Here is a 24,512-nt window from a genome sequence, read left to right as displayed (position 1 = left end):
AAGAATGAGAATTAAGAATTAAGAATGAGAATTGAAAATTAAAAACTCATAAATTTTAAATATTTTCGGAGTTTTTCATTTTCCATTTTCCATTCTCCATTTTCCATTTATTTAAAGAAGCTGTTTTTCTTGCGTTTCTTCATTTTACTTTTTTCGTAATCGATTTCTTTGATTTTCTTCATAATTCGATCGAAATATTCTTGCATATAGGCTTCTAAAGTAGTAGTTTCTTGGGGATTAAGCTGAAAAGTTTGATAGATTTCTGTCATATCCGCATTCATAGGTTTACCACTAGCTAACACTTCCCCAAAGGCTAGTCTATCAGAAATATTGAGAGTCCATTTAAACCAACGGGTAAAACCACGCAAAAAGCGAAGTAAATTTAAGGGAATCCGAGAAATCTTGGCTTGTTTGCCTGATAATCGCTCACAAAGCTCAATAATTTGCTCCCCAGTCCACGATCGAGTTCCCACCACAGGGTATATATTATTATTAGTATCAGGGATTTCGATCGCTTTAATAGCAAATTTAGCAATATCTTGAGTATTCATATAAGCGATAGGAGTATTTTCACCACTTACCCACACCGCTTGATTATCAAGAATAGGAATACCATATTGACCGATTAAACCCTGCATAAATCCAGCCAACCTGAGAATAGTATAGTCTAAACCGCATTCTTGTAAAAATAACTCAGTACAATGCTTAATATTCATTAAAGGTACATTATCAAAATCCTTAGCATTAAGAATAGAAAAGAAAATATAACGTTTAATATTTGCTTGTTTTGACGCTGCAATCAAATTTAGTTTACCCTGCCAATCCACTTCTTGGATTCTGAGAGAATCTGTAGCTCTTGCTGTGGCAGCATCAATGACAATATCTACCCCTTCTAAAGCTGATGTTAAACTTTTTGGGTTACAAAGATCACCTTTGACTAATTCTGCACCCCATTCCTTTAAAAAACTAGCTTTTCCATTATTTCTTACTAAACAACGTACTTCGTAATTCTTATCAATGGCATGGCGGACAATTTGTCTGCCTAGTGTACCTGTACCACCCACTATTAAAATTTTCATTATATTGTTAAGTTTATTTACATATTTTAAAATTTCATTAAGATTTTATCAGAAAAGAGTTATGAGAATTGAGAATTGAGAATTGAGAATTGAAAATGGAAAATGGAGAATTGAGAATTGAGAAGATTAAATGGAAAACTCATCAATTCTAATTATCTTAGGAGTTTCCCTATTGCCTAACAGCTAAAGCCTTAAAACCTTCATTCATCAAAAGACGATGAGGCAACGCCCAATTAATCAAAGTATTGTTATCAACACCCCAGAGGTGATGTTTAACAGTTCGATCGATCTAAAAATAACTGTTAATATCCCTATAAGAGTAAAAAAAACTGAGCAAAAATTGGTAACGACAAAGGCTTAGGTTAAAGAAATTATTAGCGAGGATAAATAAATGATTACAATTCGCCCTTCAGATGAAAGAGGAAATCTCAATTTTGGTTGGTTAGACACCAAACATACTTTTTCTTTTGGTAGTTATTATGATCCTCGATACACAGGATTTGGTAATTTATTAGTTATAAATGAAGATATTATCTCCCCTAGTAAGGGTTTTGGCACTCATGGGCATCAAGACATGGAAATTGTTACTTATGTAATTAAAGGAGTGTTAGCCCATAAAGATAGCATCGGCAATGAAGAAACCATCCCAGCGGGGGAGGTGCAAAGAATGAGCGCTGGTACGGGAATTAAACATAGTGAGTATAATCATTCTAGTACTGATGCTGTCCATTTACTACAAATTTGGATTATACCTGATAGTGACACTCCCACGCTGACCTACGGTACAGACGTGGGCTTCCAAATATCGCTACTTGGATTTTCTGCTTCTTCGGGTGGTTCTAGCTGTCGATTTCTCCACAGCCCCGATACCACGATCCTCCACAGACTGCAACACCGTCTGCCCAACGGCTGTTAACCCACGTTGTTCTATTACCATAGCGGCGGCTACGTCACGATCAATCGTAAAACCGCACTCAGAACAACAATGGACTCGTTCTTTCAACTCTTTTTCCCAGTAAGAGTATTGCAATTTGGACAAGTTTGAGACGTATAATCCTTATCAACTTTTAGAAGATATACGTCTCTTTTTTTCGCCACTAGAGTCAGAATATCGACAAAAGCACCAAAAGCAAAGTCTAGGGAGTGCTTACGCAACATCCCTCTTCCCCATGACTTAAAGTCTATTGCTTCAATGAAGATCATTTTAGCTTGATCACACAAATAATGAGCTAGTTTAAAATGATAATCTTTCCTGACTCGATGGATATATTCATGTAACTGTACAATTTTCTTACAGGCTTTTTTCCAATTATTAGACCCTTTTACTTTGTCTTTTAGCTCACGTTGCAGTGATGTCAACTTGCTTTGTAGAGCAATCAGGAATTTAGGTCTATCAATAATCTCATTTCTCGATGTAGCTATAAGACTGGAGAATCCCAAATCTATGCCTAGACTAGAATAAGACAAATCTGGAATAGGGTCTGGGATATTCCCCTCAGACTGGATTGTACAAATGACATACCAACCCGATGCTTTATTCACTACTTGGACTTGCTTAACTACAAATCCTTCGGGAATCGGTCGATGCAAATTAATCTCAATATCGCCTATCTTTGGTAGTTTGATTTGATTACCAACAATAGGATTAGTTTTGAATTGGGGAAACACCATTGAGCGAATCCTTTTGCGGAAACGGGGAAACCCATACCCTCTATTATGAAAAGACCTGAAAGCCTTATCGACTTTGCCAACAACCTCTTGGAGAACTTGAGATGGAACTTCCTTTAATTCAGGATTTGTTTTCTTAGCTTCCGTTAGTTGTCGCTTTTGGTAGTAATAGTCGGGATATTTCGTTTGCGCAGGAATAATATACTCATTAACCAACGAACATTGATCAATGGGAGACTTCCTTGATTTTATCCAATCTTTTCGTTCTGCCAGACAATAATTATAAACTTGACGACACGCAAAAAGCCACCGCAAGAGGGTTTCCTCCGGTGATGGCTCTGGATAGATGCGGTATTCGTAGTTCAAGTTGATCATTGTCTTAGGTGAATTTATTTTTTACCTAGATACAGAATAACATAAATTTCTGATTTGTGCAAATAAATCTGGACGGCGATTCATCCCACGCCGAAACGTAGTGATTTTCTTTCGTGTTTACGGCGTGGGGCTTCTCGCCGAAGAGCTAAAAATTTACCTCCTAGTTATAAGCAAAAATCTTTTTCTGTGGAAGATAAACAAGGAAAATTATGTTTATTAGCTTCGGCTGATGGTAGAGAAAATTCTTTAACTATTCATCAAAAAGTCAATTTATTTGCTTCAATTCTGAAAACGGGAGAAACTATAAACTATACCTTTGATGATGATGATTATGGTTGGATTCAAATAATTAAAGGGGAGGTTTCGATCGATCATACTACCTTAAAAGCAGGAGATGGTGCTAGTATTCAAGGAGAAAAAGAGGTGAGAATTATCTCACATCAACCTGATACAGAATTTTTATGGTTTCATTTTACTTAATGACACCCCCTAGGTCAACAGAAACACCTTGACAAAAAAAAAAAACTTAGATATAATTATTAATTGTGTCATCATTTGGAGAGGTGGCCGAGCGGTTGAAGGCGCAGCACTGGAAATGCTGTTTGGGGGTAACTTCAACGAGGGTTCGAATCCCTCCCTCTCCGTTTCAAAATTAACTATTAAAAGTTAATAAAAATTTTTTCTGATCATGTTAAGAGATTGCTTAAAATTGCTTCGTTACATTCCAATGAAGATTTAGGCAGTTTGTTCATACTGAAAATTATAGACATCTTTAATGACTTTAACCCAACCTTGAGCTAAAGAGTCTAAAATTCGATCGCCCTTTTCTTTCGTCGCAACGGTGGCATCTCCCATAACGCCACTTTCACTAACATCTTTGGTTAACCATGGAAAAGGTAATTGCCCTTCCATCGACAAAAGACTATTAGGGGCAAGATTGCGAGGATATTCTTTTACTGCTAAATCCATTTTGACTCGATCGGGCAACAGTGCTAACATTAAACTGGTTTCTGCATCCCCTGCGTGAATACCTAACTCTATTTCTTCTGCTGTTAATAAATCGTTCGTAATATTTGGCACTCTCCATGTAAAAAAAGGAAAAACCCAGAAATCTGGATATTTTTGATGTAAGTCTCTCCCCAGAATTTCCATGATTTGTGGTTGTCCACCATGAGAATTCATTAATATTAATTTACGAAAACCTGCTTGATAGATACTAATAGCGGTTTCTTCGATAAGGGAATATAGGGTATTAGCAGATAAACTAATTGTACCAGCAAAGCCTTCATGTTCGTTAGATTTACCGTAGTATAAAGTAGGCATGGCAAAGGCTGGTATGTCATCTTCTAACTGATTTAAAGCCTTACCTAAGACACCCTGACTAATAGCTGAATCTACTACTAAGGGTAAATGATAACCATGCTGTTCGATCGCACCTATCGGCTGAATAACAACAGTATTTTTTTTGTCAGACATTTGATCTATTTCCTGCCATGTCAAATAGGCAAAAAATCTTTCTGGAGGAATAAAACCGTGAATCATAGATAATGAAGAATGAAGAATTGAGAATTGCTGGGAAAATGGATAATGAATAGTAAATAGTAAATGGAGGTGTTAATTGTTAATTGTTTGTTAATTCCTAAAATCTAAAACCTAACACCTTTTCATTAATTACTGAGATTTCATTGCTATAATGATTATGCTATTAGTAGGGGGTAAAAGTAAGTGGCGTTATCACATCAACTGATTGGCGAAGGTACTCAATTACAAAGACGTACCAGTAAAGTCGCTCAAGATGTCCTGAGAATGGGGGCATTAGTAGAGGAATCTTTTCGTTATAGTCATAAAGCCTTATTTGAAGGTGATCTCGAAGCTGTAGAAATCATTAAAGCACAAGATCGGGAGATCGATCGATATTATCGAGATATAGAAATGCACTGTGCTAGTATTTTAACTCTACAAGCTCCCGTGGCGCAAGATTTGAGAATTTTAAGTGCTTTTATGCAGTTAGTACGAGATTTGGAAAGAATCGGTGATTATGCGGAAGATTTAGGGAATATTGCTCTTAAATTAGTACTTTATCCTCCTCATCCTTGTATGCCTGAGTTGGCGATTATGTCGAGCCAAGCACAAATTATGTTAGCTAAAACTATGGTAGCTTTAAGTGAACTGGATGGAGAAGCTGGGGAAAAAATTAAACTCCTTGATGATACTGTGGATAATGCCTATGAACGTTTATATCAAAAATTGGCTTATCAACGAGATGTAAAAGGAGTCGTTGAGCCGATCGTGCTACTAACCCTTGCTATTCGTCATTTAGAGAGAATGGCTGATCATGCTACGAATATCGCTCAGAGAGTATCATATATTGTAACAGGACAACGAAATTGAAAATGACGAATGAATGAGTATAATCTTACTGTTGGTAGGTTTATTGGCATTTTTGATGACTTTTAGTGCCATTATTGAGGCTTGGCATCGATTTCAATACTTATATAAATATCCTAAACGATCGATTTCTCAACTCAAAAAAGGATATTTAGCCAGAATTAGTGGTAAACTTAAGCAAAATAATCCGTTAATCTCAAGTCTGATTACCAATACTCAATGTTTGTTATGGCAAGTACAAATATATAGTATTCATTCTACTAGCACAGGTACTCATAGTACTATCAAAAAATCTTTTCAGTCAAAAGACTTGATTACCATAGTCGATCGAACTGGTAAAATTAACATTGAGATTAACCACTCAAATATTGAACTTTTTGATCATAACTATTTCAATGATCATCAAAATCTGATTAAATCTTGGAGTGACGATCGTACAAAGGTTTTTTTACAACAAGTTTTTGGAAAAACAACGCAGAAAAATCTATCTGTCACAGAAAAAATATTATTCCCTCAAGATAAAATTGTGATATGGGGAAAAGTGGAAATAATTAATCAACAAAAAATTTTTGTTGCAAGTAAAATATCTGATTCTTTAGCCTATCAAATATATGGAATTATTTTATTTACTTTTGGAGGATTATTTGGTATTTATATCAGTATGGCATTAATCTGGTATTCGATCGAACAACTTTTTTCCTAATCAAAAAATTCATCAAAACAGACTCATTTCATTAATGGTGAAACTTTTGTTAGTTAAATTATCCTATGAGTTCAAAAAAATCTAAAAATTGTGATCATTGTAGTAACTTAGTATTAATTCGTTATCGTATTCAATATGATGATAGTCAAAAATGGATTATGGTTTGTCCAAATTGTTGGAAATTATTAGCTAAAGATAACAAATTTTATCGTTATGGTGGCACTTGGAAAGCTAAATAAATGATTCATCAATAAAGATTAAAAGATAAAGTTAGGGAAAAAATGAGAGAAAAAGGTAGCTAAATAAAAAAAATGAAAATCTCCCTAACACCCTTTCCAATATCTCAACATCTTAATCTAAAAATTTGATAGAAAATGAAAGTTTCTAGAGCTAAAAAGGAGTGATGGTTTGGAGATGTAAAATATTTTGAGTATAGGGATGAAGGAAAGTAATTTCTCGTGCGTGGAGAGACAATCTACAACTATTATCCTGTAAAGAGTCATAAAGTCGATCGCCCTTAATGGGAAAACCTAAACCTTCCAAACAATGGACTCTTAATTGGTGAGTCCTTCCCGTAATCGGTTTTAACTCTAATCTTGTTTCATTATTTTCGATCGTCATCACCTGAAAATGAGTAACAGAGGGTTTGCCATGAAGAGAATTAACCTCTTGACGAGGACGAGTGAAAGGATTACCCCATAAAGGTAAATCAATGACACCTTGGGGAGTAGAAACAACACCATTTAAGATAGCTTCATAGACTTTTTTCACCTTTCTTTGGGCAAATTGTTGACAAAGATGGATATAAGCATCTTGGGTTTTTGCCAAAATTAATATACCCGAAGTATCTTGATCTAATCTATGAACTGTTGTAAACTGAAAATTAGATTTATCCGTGGCAATCTGTCTAAAACGAGACTCTACACTATCAAATTTTTGGCTTCCTCTACCCGATACTGACAACAAACCACTAGGTTTATTAACCACTAATAGCCATTCGTCTTCGTAAATAATCGGGATTGATGGAAATTGATTAACAGAAGTGACAGTAGGTAAACCCGACAAAAGAAAGCCCATTAAGGGTTGACATCGATCGAGACAAGCCCCATAAAAGAAACCTTCAACCCTTTCCCCATTAGGAGAAGACTCCCCCCACCAAAACTCAGCCATCGCCATCGGTTGCAGAAAATGAATAGCGGCATAATGTAAAAGTTTAGGAACACAACAATCACCAGTACCAGTAGGAATAAAAGCCTTACCTAACAATGAACCAACACTTAAACTATCCCCAGCAAAATTAGTAATAGTATAAGCAGTTTGCATTTGTGCCTGTAACTGTCGAGATAACTCCTTACGCCGTTGTTTAAGTCGCTTAATTTTGTTATCAGCTTCATTAACTTGTATTTCTAACGGATGTAATCTTTCTCGCCATTGATGCTTAAAAGTACGGCTTTCCCAATCATCTTTGCGACTTTCCTGCTGTAAATCATCAATTTTAGTACTTATAGCCTTCTGAGAAAATAAGAGAAACAACAACTTTGCACCTTTGCACCTTTGGGTGAGACTTATAATCAATAAAGACACCATGACAAAGCATAACTCTGGATTTTCAGACATATTAAGAAAAAAACGCTTTTTATCTCGAATTTCCTTACGTTGACGATGAATAACTTTTAAATCCTCCCATTGCTGTTGATATTCTAAAGATAATTGTTGATAATCTTGACGCAAAGGCAGATTTTCGAGGGTGAGAATATCTAATTTAATCTTGTCTAACTCTTTAATAGTGAGGTTTTCTGCTAAGGCAATCAAAGAGTTACCAGAAATTTGAGACACCCAACCATCAACATCTTTTTTTCCATTAAGCAATCCCGAAAAGGCTTTAATCACTCCTAATTTGCCTTGTTTATCTTTGACAATTAAGACACCTAACATTTTTCCTTTCACACTGTTAAAGGAAGTGTTTTTCAGTTGACGACATAAACTCAGGGCGACTTTTTCCGTCAAAATAGTACGAGGTAACTGCAGATTTTCCCCTGTTTTTGGGCAAATTCCCTCATAATAATAGGTAACAATCTCTTTTTCGGTGACTTCTTCTTCGGTGACAAAATCGGTTAAAGGGTATATTTCTTTCAAAAAATCCACTATTTTTATGGTTCATTCAGGTGTACTTAGCATCTTAACCTAACCTCAGTTCGATATAAGAAAAGTGGTGAAAACGAGACAGGTGGATAAGTGGACAAGTCGAATGGTAGAAAAATTCTCAATATTTGATGTACTTTTGAGAGAATTTTATTCATTCACCAGAAATACAATCTTCGGAGTCTTCCAAGTCTTCCAAGTCTTCCAATACCCCAATCCCCCAATACCTCAATACCCCAATCCCCCAACCAGCGAAAATTTAGGCATTCCCAACCAAAATTTCGTTCACCGGGTAAACGAATCAATCTTATCCCGAACTGAGGTAAAATGGTATTTAAAACAGTAATAGAGTATAAAAAATAATTATGACTGAAGTTAGTAACAATAAAACCTTAGAAGCAATGAAGAATTTTGCAGAACAATATGCAAAACGTACAGATACTTACTTCTGTATAGACCCTTCCGTTACCGCCGTTGTGATTCAAGGTTTAGCACATCATAAAGAAGAATTAGGATCGCCTCTTTGTCCTTGCCGACACTACGAAGATAAAGAGGCGGAGGTTAAAAATACGTTCTGGAATTGTCCTTGTGTACCGATGAGAGAAAGAAAAGAATGTCATTGTATGCTATTTATTACCCCAGATAATGAATTTTCAGGTGATAAGCAAGAAATTACATGGGAGGATTTACAATCGGTGAAATAGATTGACAGATTGAATACGGGAGTTAGGAGGGAAAAGAAATACGGATAAATCCAACTCTCCATCAAATGATATTGGTGAAAGTGCTAGTCGGGTGATGTTAGATAACAGAAAAGATTGATTGGTTAATCGTAATCTAGGTTTCAAGTTAGCAATCGGTAACGGTTCATCATCATTGCCGTTACCATCACCATCGAAGAATAAATCTCCAGTGTTAAAATTACCTCAGTTCGACAGAAGAAAAATGGTGAAGACGAGACAGGTGGACAAGTGGACAAGTCGAATGGAAGAAAAATTTTCAATATTTGTACATTTTTGAGAGAATTTTATTGATTCACAAGAAATATAATCCCCCTGTGTGCCTGTCAACGAGAGTCAGTTCTCACCAATAATTTTATAGTTCACTCAGGTTAAAATTACACACCAGACGCTGATTAGCATTGGTAGCACCAGCACAAAGTTATCGGAAGTCAATTGCCCTAATGGTAAATTAAAACTACTCCCCAAAAGTTCTTTTTTAGAAACCGCCTAACTGCTCATTAGGTTAATGATATATTAATTGACAAGAAATAGTTAACCATAGACAATAAACTATAAACCATAAAAAATTAAGATAAAAAAATCAAGTTATGAGATTATTTCGTCCTATTCTCTCTTTACTGTTAGTATTTGTTACGACTTTTTTAGTTAGCTGTAGTAGCCCCACTCAAGCTAAAATTCCCACTGTTTATACTCCTGAAAAAATTGCTCAATTACAACCTTTTCGTGAACCTGTGGCATTGGCTAAAGAGCAAATGGAGACTCTCAAAGGTTTTATTCAAGCTAAAAACTGGACTAATACCAGAACTTTCATTCATGGTCCTTTGGGGGGATTACGTCAAGATATGGCGATCGTCAGCAGAAAATTATTAGTTAAAGATCAAAAAACTGCTCAAAATTTGGCTAAGGAATTATTTGGTCATTTTGAAAGAATTGATGCGGCGGCTAAAGATCGCAACGATATTGCGGCACAAGAGCAGTACTTGGAAGCGGTGAAGGATTTAGATGCTTTTCTTGCTCTTATCCCTAGCAATAGCTAATATTTCAATAAATAAATGAACAGGTGGACAGGTGGACAAGTGGACAGAAAGACAATTAAAATTGATGAGTTAGTGTTAAATTCTTTATTTTCCATTTGATTTTCTCAATTCTCATTACTCACTTTCAATTAGTTACTGATTATCATGATTTTTCCTGATTTCTCTGCTTTTTCTGCTTTAACTCAAAAAGGCAATTTCATCCCTATTTATCGAGAATTGGTTGCTGATTTAGAAACTCCTGTGTCTGCATGGTATAAAGTTTGTGCGGATCAACCCTATAGTTTTTTGTTAGAGTCGGTGGAAGGGGGAGAAAATTTGGGAAGATATAGTTTTCTTGGTTGTGATCCTGTATGGATTTTGGAAGCACGAGGCGATCGAACTCAACAGTTTCATCGAGATGGTAAGGTAGATATTTTTACGGGAAATCCCTTTGATATTGTTACGGAATGTTTAAAATCCATTAAACCTGTAAATTTACCAGAGTTACCTGCGGGAATTGGGGGTTTATTTGGTTATTGGGGTTATGAGTTGATTTCGTGGATTGAGCCGAAGGTGAAAATTTATCCCCCCCAAGAGGGAAATTTGCCTGATGGGGTATGGATGCAAGTAGATAATTTATTGATTTTTGACCAAGTTAAACGGAAAATTTGGGCGATCGCCTATGCAGATTTAAGACAATCACATTTGAGTTTAGAAGAAATTTATCAACAGGCTTGTGACAAAATAACAAAATTGGTTCTGAAGCTACAATTACCTTTACCTGTTTTAGCTAAACCTTTGGAATTTAACTCTACAGGTCATTCTGAATCTCTTGCTAATTATACAAGTAATACGACTAAGGAAAATTTTTATCAAAATGTAGAAAAGGCGAAGGAATATATTAAGGCTGGAGATATTTTTCAAGTGGTAATCTCTCAAAAATTACAATCAAACTATCATGGAAATCCTTTTGAGTTATATCGATCGCTCCGTTTAATCAATCCTTCTCCTTATATGGCTTACTATAATTTTAATGGGTGGCAAATTATCGGTTCATCTCCTGAAGTGATGGTAAAGGCGGAAAAAACTCCAGAAGGCACGACTAAAGCCACTTTAAGACCGATCGCCGGAACTCGCCCTAGGGGAAAAAATATCTTAGAAGATCGTAGTTTAGCCGAAGATTTATTAAATGATCCTAAAGAAATCGCTGAACACGTTATGTTAGTAGATTTAGGAAGAAATGATTTAGGTAGAGTGTGTACAAAAGGAAGCGTCAAAGTTGATCAATTGATGGTGATTGAGCGTTATTCCCATGTTATGCACATAGTTAGTAATGTAATCGGAGAATTAGATGGTGATTATTCGGCATGGGATTTGTTAAAGGCGGCTTTTCCTGCTGGTACAGTTAGCGGTGCACCGAAAATTCGATCGATGGAAATTATCAACGAATTGGAGTCAGAAAGGAGAGGTCCTTATTCGGGAGTATATGGATACTATGATTTTGAAGGGCAACTTAATACAGCGATAACTATACGAACGATGATTGTGGAAAGAATCTCAGGCACAGAAAATCATCGAGTATCGGTTCAAGCTGGGGCTGGATTAGTGGCGGATTCTGATCCCGAAAAGGAATATCAAGAAACTTTAAACAAGGCGAAAGGATTATTGGAAGCTATCCGCAGTCTTAGCTAAGTGGGGGTTGCCTCATAGTCTTTATCGATTAGGGAGATAGGAGTTAGGAGACAGGAGATAGGAGAAATACTGAAACATCAAGGTTTTGATGCTGTTAATAGATAGAATAAGTATAGTTGTATTTAAAAAAATAAGGTTAAAAGTGTTGAATTTTTGAATAAAAATCCTTAAAACTGCACACTTTTTGGTGAATGTATTATGTCTAAACCTTAGATTTTTATAGCTTTCTGATTTATTCAGCAAACCCTACTTATTATTTAATCAGGAAACAGGGGATAAATAATGAACTTGGGTTGGATAAGCAAATTCTAATCCTTGATCGGAAAAGGCATTTTTGATGGCTAAATTTACTTGATTTTTAGCGATGCGAGATATTTTTATATCGTTACTAAGCACATAATAAATAACCTCAAAATCTAGGCTAAAATCTCCAAATTTTGAGAAATAAGCGGTGTCAAAAGTAATATTTTCTATGGGTTCGATCGAACTCTTAATTATCTCTGGAATTTCTGCTAATTTACGATTATCTGTTTCATAAATAACTCCTATTTTTAAAATAACTTGTCTTTGTTCCATCCGCTTAAAATTGCGTAATCTGGAATTAGTTAAATCAGTATTTGCTAAGATTAATTGTTCTCCTGTTATAGATTTTATTCTAGTGGTTTTGATGCCAATATGTTCCACATGACCAATAAAATCTCCTACGGCAACTAAGTCAGAAATTTCAAAAGGTCGATCGAACAAAATCGCAAAATAACTAAATAAATCTTGTAAAATATTTTGAGAAGCTAAAGCTAAAGCTACACCACCAATGCCTAAACCAGCAACAATAGTTTTAATATCAAAACCTAAATTACTTAAAATTGAGATACCGGCTAAAAGCCAAAATATGATCCTAATAGCAGGAAATAAAGCCTTAATATTTCGTTCAATAATAGAGTCTGAATCTCGATATTTTTCACTATAGGAATAAATAAATATTCTTGATAAATCGACTAAAAATCTAGTGACATAAAAAGTAGTTAAAATAATCACGATCGTTTTTATGGTAGCGACGATCGAGGGATTAAACTCAATTTCTTTTAAAATTGTATAAAATAATCCGAAGTAAGTAATAGGAATAAAATATTTATCGATAATTGCCAGAATTTGGGTTGTGAAAATATTATCGGTTTTATTAATAAGTTTTTTGATTTGTCTCAAAACTAGATTTCTAGTAATTTTCAAGAAAAAATAAGCTAATACTAAAACAGAAATAGTAATAATTAAATCTTTAAGAAAACTTTGTAAATTTTGCGATAAATTAAAAAGATTATCAAACATCATTTGAAAAAAAACGTAATTTTAAGTGACAAGGTAAGCTAATATCTTAACAATTATTAAAATTTTGTGCAGTAAATTATGAAGTTATTTGATCATAATATTCAACGACAATGGCGAAAATTATGCCATTCAATTATCATTTTTACCCTAACCACTCTATTTTTATCTTCCTGTGGTTTCAATCCTTCTCAAAATAATCAATCAAGACTGGTACAAGCTATTTTAAGTGATCCGAAAACCTTTAATGCAGTATTATCTCAAGAATCACCGAATATTTTCGGTTTAACCTATGAGGGATTAGTCACAGAAAATCCTCTTACGGGAGAAATTGAACCTGCTTTAGCGGAATCTTGGACTATTTCCGATGATAAATTAACGATTATTTTTACCCTCAAAAATGATTTAAAATGGTCAGATGGTGAACCTTTAACGGTTGATGATGTGGTGTTTAGTTATAATCAATTATATTTGAATGAAGAAATTCCCTCTAATGCTAGAGATAGTTTAAGAATTGGACAAAGTAAGGCTTTACCTATTGTTGAAAAAGTGAATGATACACAGGTAAAATTTACAATTCCTGAGCCTTTTGCACCATTTTTAGAAAGTACTGGTTTATCGATATTACCTCAACATATTTTAGCGGAAAAAGTGACGACTAAAGGAGCAGATGGTAAACCTATTTTTCTCTCTTTTTGGGGAGTGGACACCCCTCCTGATCAATTAGTAGTAAATGGAGCATATAAATTAAAAAATTATGCCACTTCCCAACGAATAATTTTTACTAAAAATCCTTACTATTGGCAAAAAGATGAACAAGAAAATTCGTTGCCTTATATTGAAGAAGTGGTGTGGGAAATTGTGGAATCCACAGATACTTCGATCGTACAATTTCGATCGGGCGGTTTAGATTCGATCGGAGTTACACCCGAATATTTTTCATTACTAAAAAGAGAAGAAAATCGAGGAGATTTTACTATTTTTAATGGTGGTGCAGCCTATGGTTTAACCTTTATGAGTTTCAATCTTAATCAGGGTTCAAGGGATGGGAAACCCTTAGTTGATCCGATTAAATCTAAGTGGTTTAATAATGTTAATTTTCGGAGATCGATCGCCCATAGTATTAATAGAGAGAGGATGATTAATAATATTTATCGAGGATTAGGAGAAGTACAAAATTCCCCTATTTCGGTACAATCACCCTTTTATGATTCTACTGTTATTAGTTATGATTATAACCCCGAATTAGCCAAAGAATTGCTATTAAAAGAAGGGTTTAAATATAACGAAGAAGGTATTTTATTAGATGCAGAAAACAATCAAGTTAGATTCACATTATTAACCAATGCAGGAAACAGAATTAGAGAGTCTTTAGGCTCACAAATTAAACAAGATTTAAGTCAAATTGGTATCACTGTGGACTTTACCCCGATCGCATTTAATGTATTAGTCGATAAACTCAGTAATTCCTTAGATTGGGATGCCCATATTATTGGTTTTACAGGAGGAAATGAGCCAAATGGGGGGGCAAATTTATGGTTTCCTGACGGTAATTTACATTTATTTAACCAAAAACCCCAACCCGGAAGACCTCCTATTCAGGGTAGAATAATTGCAGATTGGGAGGCTAAAATTGGGGATTTATACATTGAGGGAGCAAGAGAATTAGACATAGAAAAAAGAAAAGAAATTTATGGTAAAACTCAACAATTAGCCCAAGAATATTTACCTCTAATTTATCTAGTTAATCCTTATTCTTTATCTGCTGTTAGAAATCGCATTGAGGGAGTGGAATATTCAGCTTTAGGAGGTGCATTTTGGAATATAGAAAGGTTAAAAATAGTAGAAAAATAAGGGTTAAAACCCTCACTACAAACAGAGAAAAATCTTTTCAAGTTTATTGCTTAAGCAATTTCTTAACCTTGGCTTTCTTAAGAATTATATCAGAAATATTGATTAAAATATCTTTGCGCCTTTGCGTCTTTGCGTCTTTGCGTGAAATATTACTTTTTTTAATGAAATAATAAAAAACCCCCTTAAATTAGGGGGAATATAAAAGTTGATTACTAGAGATTGCTTCGTAATCTGGCAATGATGATCGAGTTAATAATGGTGAATCTTAGTCATCATCATAATCATCACTATCATTTTGATAGTCTTCATAATCATCATCGTCATCATCGTCATCAGCGAAATCCTCATCAATATCCATGGTAATATCACGGTCAAGATCAAGATCATCATCGAGATCAGGAAGTAGTGCTTCCCGATCGCTATAATCGCTAATTAAGGTATCATCATTTAATGATTCTTCAGGAGACAAAACTCTTGCCACATGATCATCAATGATTACATCATCTTCAACCTCTTTCATCGTTAAGGTATTGGTTTCATCCTCTACATAATCATTGTAAGAGTTGACATTAGGAATACTAGGTTCAGAATCATCCCAATTAAGATGTTCGTCATAGGCATTAAAACCAGTACCTGCGGGAATTAAACGCCCGATAATGACGTTTTCTTTTAAGCCTCGTAACCAATCTGATTTACCTTCGATCGCCGCTTCAGTCAATACTCTTGTTGTTTCTTGGAAACTAGCCGCCGAAATAAAGCTATCGGTGTTCAAACTAGATTTAGTGATCCCCATTAACATAGGAGTATATTGAATAGGAGCGCCTCCAGTAATCGACATGGTTTCGTTATCTTTTTCAATCTCTCGTAATTCTACCAATTCACCGGGTAAACGAATGGTATCACCACCATCATCAACTCTGACTTTAGAAGTCATCTGACGCACAATTACTTCAATATGTTTGTCGGAAATGTCGATACCTTGAGATTGATAAACCCCTTGTACTTGGTTGACGAGGAATAATTGTGCTTTTTGTAAGGCAGCTAGGGCGGCATCATACATGGGTTGATGTTCTTGGTAATATCCATAAAACACCTCTAACATTTCGTGAGGGCTTGGTAAACCATCGGTTAAAGGTTCGCCCACTTCTACCCGTTGATTGTCGTTAACGATGATGTTTTGGTTTTGATTGAGGGGATATTCGGAAATAGTACCGTCATCTTCGATTACTTTAACATCGATCGCCTCGTCATCACGATATTCTACTTGACAAACACCCGGACGTTTAGCCAACAATGCTGGTTCTTTCGGTTTGCGTGCTTCGAGTAATTCTTCAATTCTCGGTAAACCTTGAACAATATCCCCAGTTTTTGCCCGTTCAAATACCAGTAACACAAGGTTATCTCCCCGTTGAACTAAGTCTCCTTGTTCGATGTGCAGAATCGCACCCGCAGATACACGGTAAGGACGCGCATAACGTAAAATAATACTATTTTCGTTAATTTCTAAAACTCGTCCTGATTGATGGGCTTTGATTTTAGCAGTTAATGGTTGATTTTGAGTAATATAGTCTCCAATTTTACAAAATACCTTATCACTAACAGTAACACTTGTATTTGTAACTTGTGTAATAATTCCAGATTTTGGTGTTGAAATATTTTTAGCGATTAAATCTCCTTCTTTTACCAAATCATCAACTTTACAAGATGGTATCGAATAAAGTACTACTTGATTATCTGAGATTTGTGTAACCTTACCAGATGTTGGTGCTGTCACATTTTTGGCGATTAAATCTCCTTCTTTTACCAAATCATTAATTTTACAAGATGGTATCGAATAAAGTACTACTTGATTATCTGAGATTTGTGTAACCTTACCAGATGTTGGTGCTGTCACATTTTCGGCGATTAAATCCCCTTCTTTTACCAAATCATTAATTTTACAAGATGGTTTATTCTCAATATCTATGGTAATTGGTTCAAGATTAATGATCGTTTCAAGATTAATGATCGTTTCAAGATTAATGATCGTTTCAAGATTAATGATCGTTTTTTCAAGATTAATGATAACTGGATTTCTATTAATATTGATTAAATCTTCATTTCGAACTACTAAGACACGGCGAATGGCTTCGACACCTTCTTTAATCCCCTGAATAATACCATCTTCTAAACAAAGAATTTCGGTGGTGGCAACGACTGCGCCAGGTGCGATTTCTTGTCCATCGGTGACTAATAAACGGGTAATTACATTAGAGTCTATTTCCATTTCTCGACGCAAGACAACGGATTCGAGTACCACGATTTGCAGACGGAAACCATCTTCATCGGTTTCATGGGGTACTAACTCAATATCCGCACTCATGCCGTCGTTAGTTTCTAGGACTAATTGAGTGGTGACAAGTTGTACTCCTTCCACACTCTTAACTCTTTCACCGTCTTTGAAGAAGGTACGCAATACAGGACGTAGGTTAATCGAACCTCCTGCGGTATTTAAGGATTCTTGAGAAGGGGATTGAGTGGTGTTATAGATTTCGTACTGTCTCATGGGACGCAGTAATAAACCCACACCTTCGTTAGTATCGACAAATTCGGCTAAAAATTCTTCTTCCGTAACTGAGCCAAGGGCGATTTCTGTACCCGGTGGAATAATTATACCATCTTCGATCGTGGCTAAATATTCAGGGTCTAAATCCATGTATAATTGACCCGGTTTGATGATAATTTCCCGTAAAATGTCATTCTTTTGGATAACTTCCACGATGCCACTGGATTGACAGAAAATATCTTTAACTACTTCTGTACCTGCTTCCACATATTGACCATCTTCTACTAATAATAAAGAGATGTCTTTATTGATTTCGTGGCTTTCTTCGGGAATCCAAATTAATGTACCTTCTTTGGTGACTTCATAACCTTGTTTACGGTTGCCTCGTCCAGTTTCGAGTCCTGCATAACGCATGATACCGCCTGTCCCAGTTCTGAAAGTATCATCAATTAATTCAGCAACTACTTGATTATTTTGTACTTTTGTACCGGGTACTACTTTTAAGGCAAATCGATCGCCTTTAGTGGTATGAATAACATACTGTTGTTGAGTGCCGTTATGTTCTAAATAAACATCAGCTTGATCTAAGGAAACAGAAGCGGTAATAATTTCAATTTCTCGACTGCCTTCTTCAAAACGACAAACCCCACCACTCTTAGTTTTTAACTTGGTTTCTGCTAAGACTGAACCATCAGTAATTTTGTCCCCATTTTTAACTACAGGCTCAGCCCCCGGTGGAAGGTTGTAAACTTGTCCTGAGAGTACCCAAATTAAGCCGTTACGGGTTACGGTAGTAGTGGTGTTACCCTGTCTATCGGTTTTACTTTCAGGGGAAATATCAGCAAAATAAACCTCTCCTGAGAGATCGGAAGAAACGTCTTTAGTTACTCTTTCGGTCGATCGAGTTTTTTGAGGCATTACTTCAGCTAAGAGATCATCAACCTTGACTGTATCTCCTTCTCGAACCGCTAACAAACTAGCGGCAGGAACATTAATTTTTGTATCTCCGACTAAAATATTACCTGCAATTTCTACTAATAATTTTTGATCCCCGTGACGGGTACGAGTATCACGAACTTTGAGTTTTTTATCAAATTTGACTGTACCAGCCTTAGGTGTAGTAATACGTTGGGCAACTTCCCCAGTAAATACCCCCCCAGTGTGGAAAGTACGCATGGTTAACTGAGTACCCGGTTCACCGATCGACTGAGCGGCAATAATACCTATAGCTTCTCCCATATTAACCCAATCGCCGTGGGCTAATGACCAACCATAACATTTTTGACACACTGATCGAGCCGCATCACAGGTAAGAGGAGATCTCACTTTAACTTGTTCAACGGTATCACCGATCTTTTTCGCTAAATGAGCATCGATCGCTTGATTACGAGTACCGATCACTTCTCCCGTTTTAGGATCAATAACATCTTCTCCTAAAACCCGTCCTAAAAGTCGATCGCCCAAAGGAATTAAAACCCTTTCCCCATCTTTCATAGGTAACACTGTTACCCCTCTTGTTGTGCCACAATCAGTCTCACGAATAATGACATCCTGAGAAACATCCACTAAACGACGGGTTAAATAACCAGAGTCAGCCGTACGCAACGCAGTATCAACTAAACCTTTTCTTGCACCGTAGGAAGAAATAATATATTCTGTAACTGTTAAGCCTTCACGGAAATTAGTTTTAATGGGTAAATCGATGATTTCCCCTTGAGGATCAGCCATCAAGCCACGCATACCAACCAACTGACGAACTTGGCTAATATTACCCCTTGCCCCAGAAAATGCCATCATATAGACAGAATTAAGGGGATCAGATTGACGGAAATTGCGCACTACCTCATCTTTCAGAGATTCAGAAGTATCATTCCAAGTATCAATTACTTTTTGGAAACGTTCAACTTCAGTAATTTCCCCATTAGCGTAACGGTTGAGAGTATCCTTGATGGTGGACTCTGCGACAGCCAACATGGCTTTTTTCGCTTCGGGTACTTTTAAATCTTCCACGCTGATAGATACAGCAGCTTGAGTTGCATAACGGAAACCCATTGTTTTGAGCTTATCGCAAACAGTGGCACAACGAGCAGAACCGTATTGAGTAAAGGTTTTCGAGATCAGTTTTTTGAGTGAGCCTTTATCAATAACAGTGTTATAAAAAGTTTGGGTTTTTTTCTCTGTAGGCATATTCTATTGGTGATAATTACTAAGGTCAAATACTGAATGGGCAATGGAGAATGGAGAATGGAGAATGGAGAATGGAGAATAAATGATACCTAAATTAGACATCAAATTGAAATAGCCATTACTTTTAAGTCCTTAATTATTTAAAAGGTGCTTAACATCTCACTCAAGTAATAATTTTCAATTTTCAATTTTCAATTCTCCATTCCTGATTAATATTCGTCGTCGTCATCTTGTCCTAAACTGGCAAGATTTTCATAGGTAGGACGTTTGGGGGTGCGGTTTCCTTGTTCCATGAGGTTGATTTCTACTTCCTCTTGTCCGTCTAAAACTTTATGAACAGAAACATCTAACCCTAGGGATTGTAATTCTCTCAAGAGTACTTTAAAGGATTCTGGAGTACCCGGGCGAGGAATTGTTCTACCTTTGACGATCGCATTTAACGCCTCATTACGTCCTTGCATATCATCGGATTTGACGGTAAGTAACTCCTGTAAAGTATAGGCGGCACCGTAGGCTTCTAATGCCCATACCTCCATTTCTCCGAACCTTTGTCCTCCTTGTTGGGCTTTACCACCGAGGGGTTGTTGTGTTACCAGAGAATAAGGACCAGTCGATCGAGCGTGAATTTTATCATCCACGAGGTGGACTAATTTAAGCATATAGGCTTTGCCCACGGTTACAGGTCGATCGAACGGTTCACCAGTACGACCATCATATAACTGAATTTTACCCGGATTATTTTCATCGAATACCCATTCTTTGCCCGGTTTTTGAGACGCTTCTTTTAACAACCCATTGACGGTATTACGAGACGCTTCTTCTCCGTACATTTCATCAAAAGGAGTCATTTTATAACGATAGCCCAAATGTTCTCCTGCCCAACCTAAAAGACATTCAAACACTTGACCGACATTCATCCGAGAAGGTACACCCAGAGGATTTAAGACAATATCCACGGGAGAACCATCAGGACAATAGGGCATATCTTCCCGTGCTAAAATCCGAGAAATAATCCCTTTGTTACCGTGACGCCCTGCCATTTTATCCCCAACTTGAATTTTCCGTTTCTGAGCAATATAAACCCTGACAACCATATTCGCACCAGGGGGTAATTCGTCGCCCTGCTCACGGGTAAACACTCGCACATAGACAACCCGTCCTTTTTCCCCGTTAGGAAGACGTAAGGAGTTATCACGAACATCTCTAGCTTTTTCGCCAAAAATGGCTCGTAATAGTTTTTCTTCTGGTGGTTGATCTGATTCCCCTTTAGGAGTGACTTTACCCACTAAAATATCCCCTGATTCTACCCAAGCACCCACTCGAATAATACCTTGTTCATCGAGGTTTAAGAGGGAATCTTCTCCCACGTTGGGAATTTCACGGGTAATTTCTTCAGGTCCTAATTTGGTTTGACGAGCTTCGATTTCGTGTTTTTCAATGTGAACAGTAGTATAAATATCTTCTTGTACTAATCGTTCACTGATCAAAATCGCATCCTCGTAGTTATAACCCTCCCAAGGCATATAAGCAACGGTGATGTTATTGCCTAAGGCTAATTCTCCTCCTTCGGTGGCTGAACCATCGGCTAAGACTTGTCCGGGTACTACTTCTTCCCCTTCATCCACTAAGGGTTTTTGATTTAAACAAGTGTCTTGGTTCGATCGTTCGTATTTTTGGAGATTATAGGTAATTTCTCGATCGTCATTGGTTTTGAGTTTAATTTTTTTTGCATCGGCATAAGTGATTGTACCGTAATCACGGGAAACAATTACCATACCTGAATCTCGTGCCGCTTGACCTTCTAAACCCGTACCCACGAGAGGACGTTCTGCTCGTAATAAAGGTACAGCTTGACGTTGCATATTCGATCCCATTAAGGCACGGTTAGCGTCATCATGCTCTAGGAAAGGAATCATAGAGGTAGCAACGGAAACGATTTGTACGGGAGATACCGCTACATAGTCCACCTGATTAGGGGATGTAGTAGAAAATTCTTGACGGTAACGAATGGGTACACTTTCCCCTAAAATTACGCCATTTTCATCGGTGGACAAATCCCCCGGCGCGACTCTTTTGTCGTCTTCCTCATCGGCAGTTAAGTATTCTGGGGGTAAATCCCAACGGACTTTTCCATGCTCAACTTTATAGTAAGGAGTGGCGATAAATCCATATTCATTTACACGAGCATAAGTTGCCAATGAACCGATTAGCCCTGCGTTAGGTCCTTCGGGAGTTTCTACAGGACAAATACGCCCGTAATGGCTCGGATGAATATCTCGCACGGCAAAACCAGCTCTGTCACGGCTTAAACCACCCGGTCCTAAGGCAGAAATACGACGTTTATGAGTCAATTCTGCTAAGGGGTTGGTTTGATCCATAAATTGAGATAACTGAGATGAGCCAAAAAACTCTTTAATGGCGGCGACTAAAGGTTTAGGATTGACCAAAGCTCCCGGTTCTAGGGTGTTAGGGTCTCCTACGGTCATTCTTTCTCGGATGATACGCTCTAAACGAGATAAACCGACTCTCACTTGATTCTGCAATAGTTCTCCTACACTACGCACCCGACGATTACCAAGGTGATCAATATCGTCAACCTTGCCGATGTCAAATTCTAGGTTGATTAAATAGTCAACTACGCATAATATATCCTCTACGGTTAAGACTCTAGTATTTTCTGCTACGTTCAAACGTAGTTTTTTGTTCATCTTATAACGTCCCACCTTCCCTAAATCGTAGCGTTTAGGATCAAAGAAACGGGTTTCTAATAATGCTTGACCACCGCTTACGGTAGGAGGTTCACCCGGTCGCAATTTACGGTATAGTTCCATTAATGCTTCATCGGTGCTAGGATTACCTTCTTTTTCTAAGGTTTTCTCGTAAAATTCGGGGTGTCTGAGTCGATCGAGAATTTCCTTATCGCTCAATCCCATGGCTTTTAAGAGTACTTGAGCAGAGATTTTGCGAGTTTTATCGATTCTTACCCACACAACCCCGTGTTTATCGGTCTCAAATTTTAACCATGCTCCTCTATTTGGTATAACTGAAGCAGAGTAGGTTCTTTTACCGTTTTTGTCTAATTCTGATTTGAAATATACCCCCGGCGATCGGACGATTTGATTGACAATAACCCGTTCTGCTCCATTAATCAAGAATGTACCTCGATCAGTCATCAAAGGTAAATCGCCGATAAAAACTTCCTTCTCTATGCGCTCTCCTGTTTCTTTTTTTAGTAGTAAGGTGGGAACATAAATTTGGACACCATAAGTAGCATCTCTTTTCTTTGCTTCCTCGATGTTGTATTTTGGTTCTTTGAGACGGTATCTCTCGCCGATGAAGTGTAGTTCTAGTTTACCTGCATAGTCGGTGATGGGGGTAAAACTGTTGAGTTCTTCAATAATACCATGCTCTAAAAACCATTTGTAGCTAGAGCGTTGAATTTCGATTAAATCAGGTAACAGTTCTTGATTTGTCATAAGTCAGTTGTCAATTATCGGTTATTTGATTATCGTAAGATGTCAGAGTAGGGGGCGTTTCTAGTGGAGGAATTTATTTACTGTTTATTCCTTTTTCCCGATGATTGTGTTTAAATATTGAACAATCTACAGGCATTATCGTAGGTTTGTTGGGCGATGGTTTCCAATGATTCTCCTCTAATTTCGGCTAATTTTTCGGCTACATGGATAACATAGGCAGGTTCATTTCTTTTTCCTCTATGGGGAGAGGGGGCAAGAAATGGGCAATCAGTTTCAATTAAAAGTTTCTCACTGGGTACGATCGAAGCACTAGCCTGTACTGTTTTCGCACTTTTAAAAGTAACAACTCCACTAAAACTGATATACATTCCTAAGTCTAAAAACCATTGAGTTTCTTCTGGATTTCCTGCCCAACAGTGCATTACCCCTGTGATTGTGCCTTTTTCTTGCATAAATTTAGACAAGAAATTATGTAGAGTACTAGCCGCATCTCTACAATGAATAATAACTGGTTTATTTAATTGTTGAGCGATGTCCAACTGTTGCCAAAAGACTTCTTTTTGTAACTCTTGTTGATCATCTTTATAAAAATCCAACCCCATTTCACCAATGGCGACGACTTTGGGATGTGATTTAGCTGATTGTAAAATTTGTTGGTAGGTTTTTTCTCCTTGCCATTTCTGAGCATCTAAGGGATGTAAACCTACGGCACAATACAATTCTGGGAATTGTAAAGACAACTGTTTAATACTTTCAAATTCGTCTGGATGGACACAGGAGTGTACTAATTTACTAATTCCTGCGGATTGCCAACGATCGGATACTGAATCCAAATCTCCTTTGAATAAATCAAAGTTTATATGAACATGGGTATCTATTAGTTGCATGGTTGATCAGGGATTTAGTTATCGTTTATTTTCTCTTACTTAGAGATTAAGTAAAAGAATTTACCATCATAACACGAACTGCCTAGATTTTAGGATTAGGAGGCTTGAGGTACAACAGTTTTCAAGGCTCTTGCTAGTCTGGCTTTTTTTCTAGCAGCATTATTTTTATGATAAACGCCTCTTTTTACGGCTTTGTCAATTTTGCTGTAAGCTATAGACATGGAAGTTTGAACAGTTTGTAATTGTTCTTCGCTAGGGGCAGAAGCATAAGCATCTACTGCTAGAAAGTATTTTTTCATTAAGGTTTTAACCGCAGATTTGTAAGCCTTGTTACGCATACGGTTACGTTCATTGATTTCGATTCTTTTGAGTGCAGATTTTGAGTTAGCCACTATCTTATTCTTATATCCGTTACTTGATTAAATATATAGGTTTTG

General features: G+C 36.8%; 18 protein-coding genes, 1 tRNA gene and 1 pseudogene. 10 read left to right on the top strand and 10 right to left on the bottom strand.

The features are described 5' to 3' along the window. Positions 1-107: 107 nt before the first annotated feature. Entirely contained in the window at positions 108-1,079 is a 972-nt protein-coding gene (locus SYN6308_RS16760; RefSeq protein WP_017295605.1) for an NmrA family NAD(P)-binding protein, read from the bottom strand. A gap of 391 nt (positions 1,080-1,470) precedes the next feature. Here SYN6308_RS16760 and SYN6308_RS22820 point away from each other — a divergent pair. Further along, positions 1,471-1,836 (top strand): annotated as a pseudogene (locus SYN6308_RS22820) (pirin family protein); the annotation flags it as partial. 51 nt (positions 1,837-1,887) lie between these two features. Here the strand turns inward: SYN6308_RS22820 and SYN6308_RS26085 are convergent. Together SYN6308_RS26085 and SYN6308_RS22815 are read right to left on the bottom strand one after the other, a co-directional pair. After that, a complete protein-coding gene (locus SYN6308_RS26085) occupies positions 1,888-2,082 on the bottom strand; it encodes a zinc ribbon domain-containing protein (RefSeq protein ID WP_449267227.1) in 195 nt (64 codons plus the stop codon). Next, positions 2,079-3,062: an RNA-guided endonuclease InsQ/TnpB family protein gene (locus SYN6308_RS22815; RefSeq protein ID WP_306301623.1), complete on the bottom strand. Its 984-nt coding sequence runs from the start codon at positions 3,060-3,062 to the stop codon at positions 2,079-2,081. The genes SYN6308_RS26085 and SYN6308_RS22815 overlap by 4 nt, the downstream gene beginning before the upstream one ends. 246 nt (positions 3,063-3,308) lie before the next feature. Here SYN6308_RS22815 and SYN6308_RS22810 point away from each other — a divergent pair, with 246 nt between their 5' ends. Beyond that, the gene (locus SYN6308_RS22810) at positions 3,309-3,602 is read left to right on the top strand and encodes a pirin family protein (protein ID WP_017295601.1); all 294 of its coding nucleotides are present in this window, start codon (positions 3,309-3,311) and stop codon (positions 3,600-3,602) included. A gap of 77 nt (positions 3,603-3,679) precedes the next feature. Then, positions 3,680-3,766, top strand: a tRNA-Ser gene (locus SYN6308_RS16735). A 91-nt stretch (positions 3,767-3,857) separates the two neighbouring features. On the opposite strand, the gene SYN6308_RS16730 is transcribed toward SYN6308_RS16735, so the two are convergent. Then, the gene (locus SYN6308_RS16730; protein WP_017295600.1) at positions 3,858-4,664 is read right to left on the bottom strand and encodes a creatininase family protein; all 807 of its coding nucleotides are present in this window, start codon (positions 4,662-4,664) and stop codon (positions 3,858-3,860) included. Positions 4,665-4,865: 201 nt separating this feature from the next. Between SYN6308_RS16730 and phoU the strand changes: the two genes are divergently transcribed. The 3 genes from phoU to SYN6308_RS25185 all read left to right on the top strand — a co-directional run bounded on the left by phoU (position 4,866) and on the right by SYN6308_RS25185 (position 6,452). After that, positions 4,866-5,513 (top strand): phosphate signaling complex protein PhoU, encoded by a 648-nt coding sequence (gene phoU, locus SYN6308_RS16725; RefSeq protein ID WP_390091467.1) that lies wholly within the window; start codon positions 4,866-4,868, stop codon positions 5,511-5,513. 13 nt (positions 5,514-5,526) lie between these two features. Then, entirely contained in the window at positions 5,527-6,213 is a 687-nt protein-coding gene (locus SYN6308_RS16720; RefSeq protein WP_017295598.1) for a hypothetical protein, read from the top strand. Between the two features lie 65 nt (positions 6,214-6,278). Continuing rightward, the gene (locus SYN6308_RS25185; RefSeq protein WP_017295597.1) at positions 6,279-6,452 is read left to right on the top strand and encodes a hypothetical protein; all 174 of its coding nucleotides are present in this window, start codon (positions 6,279-6,281) and stop codon (positions 6,450-6,452) included. A 151-nt stretch (positions 6,453-6,603) separates the two neighbouring features. Here SYN6308_RS25185 and SYN6308_RS16710 read toward each other — a convergent pair whose 3' ends face one another. Beyond that, a complete protein-coding gene (locus tag SYN6308_RS16710; RefSeq protein WP_017295596.1) occupies positions 6,604-8,358 on the bottom strand; it encodes an RluA family pseudouridine synthase in 1,755 nt (584 codons plus the stop codon). A gap of 362 nt (positions 8,359-8,720) precedes the next feature. On the opposite strand from SYN6308_RS16710, the gene SYN6308_RS16705 reads away from it, so the two are divergent. The 3 genes from SYN6308_RS16705 to trpE all read left to right on the top strand — a co-directional run bounded on the left by SYN6308_RS16705 (position 8,721) and on the right by trpE (position 11,806). Next, a complete protein-coding gene (locus SYN6308_RS16705) occupies positions 8,721-9,059 on the top strand; it encodes a ferredoxin-thioredoxin reductase catalytic domain-containing protein (RefSeq protein ID WP_017295595.1) in 339 nt (112 codons plus the stop codon). 626 nt (positions 9,060-9,685) lie between these two features. Then, positions 9,686-10,135 carry a photosystem II protein PsbQ gene (gene psbQ, locus SYN6308_RS16700; protein ID WP_017295594.1) on the top strand — a complete coding sequence of 150 codons (450 nt, stop codon included), beginning with the start codon at positions 9,686-9,688 and terminating at the stop codon, positions 10,133-10,135. Between the two features lie 144 nt (positions 10,136-10,279). Continuing rightward, positions 10,280-11,806 carry an anthranilate synthase component I gene (gene trpE / locus SYN6308_RS16695; protein WP_017295593.1) on the top strand — a complete coding sequence of 509 codons (1,527 nt, stop codon included), beginning with the start codon at positions 10,280-10,282 and terminating at the stop codon, positions 11,804-11,806. Positions 11,807-12,067: 261 nt separating this feature from the next. Here the strand turns inward: trpE and SYN6308_RS16690 are convergent, their stop codons facing one another. Further along, positions 12,068-13,132 (bottom strand): mechanosensitive ion channel family protein, encoded by a 1,065-nt coding sequence (locus SYN6308_RS16690; protein ID WP_237741228.1) that lies wholly within the window; start codon positions 13,130-13,132, stop codon positions 12,068-12,070. Positions 13,133-13,228: 96 nt separating this feature from the next. On the opposite strand from SYN6308_RS16690, the gene SYN6308_RS16685 reads away from it, so the two are divergent. Beyond that, positions 13,229-14,980: an ABC transporter substrate-binding protein gene (locus tag SYN6308_RS16685; RefSeq protein WP_390091465.1), complete on the top strand. Its 1,752-nt coding sequence runs from the start codon at positions 13,229-13,231 to the stop codon at positions 14,978-14,980. Positions 14,981-15,245: 265 nt separating this feature from the next. On the opposite strand, the gene SYN6308_RS26040 is transcribed toward SYN6308_RS16685, so the two are convergent. The 4 genes from SYN6308_RS26040 to rpsT all read right to left on the bottom strand — a co-directional run bounded on the left by SYN6308_RS26040 (position 15,246) and on the right by rpsT (position 24,467). Continuing rightward, positions 15,246-19,712: a DNA-directed RNA polymerase subunit beta'' gene (locus SYN6308_RS26040; protein WP_017295590.1), complete on the bottom strand. Its 4,467-nt coding sequence runs from the start codon at positions 19,710-19,712 to the stop codon at positions 15,246-15,248. Between the two features lie 209 nt (positions 19,713-19,921). Beyond that, a complete protein-coding gene (gene rpoB, locus SYN6308_RS16675; protein WP_017295589.1) occupies positions 19,922-23,188 on the bottom strand; it encodes a DNA-directed RNA polymerase subunit beta in 3,267 nt (1,088 codons plus the stop codon). A gap of 110 nt (positions 23,189-23,298) precedes the next feature. After that, the gene (locus tag SYN6308_RS16670; protein ID WP_017295588.1) at positions 23,299-24,075 is read right to left on the bottom strand and encodes a TatD family hydrolase; all 777 of its coding nucleotides are present in this window, start codon (positions 24,073-24,075) and stop codon (positions 23,299-23,301) included. Between the two features lie 95 nt (positions 24,076-24,170). After that, positions 24,171-24,467 (bottom strand): 30S ribosomal protein S20, encoded by a 297-nt coding sequence (gene rpsT / locus SYN6308_RS16665; protein WP_017295587.1) that lies wholly within the window; start codon positions 24,465-24,467, stop codon positions 24,171-24,173. Between the last annotated feature and the right edge of the window lie 45 nt (positions 24,468-24,512).

It is taken from the genome of Geminocystis herdmanii PCC 6308, assembly GCF_000332235.1.
Taxonomy (GTDB): domain Bacteria; phylum Cyanobacteriota; class Cyanobacteriia; order Cyanobacteriales; family Cyanobacteriaceae; genus Geminocystis; species Geminocystis herdmanii.
The sequence above is the reverse complement of the archived record's forward strand: the minus strand, read 5'-3'. Positions and strand labels throughout refer to the sequence as shown.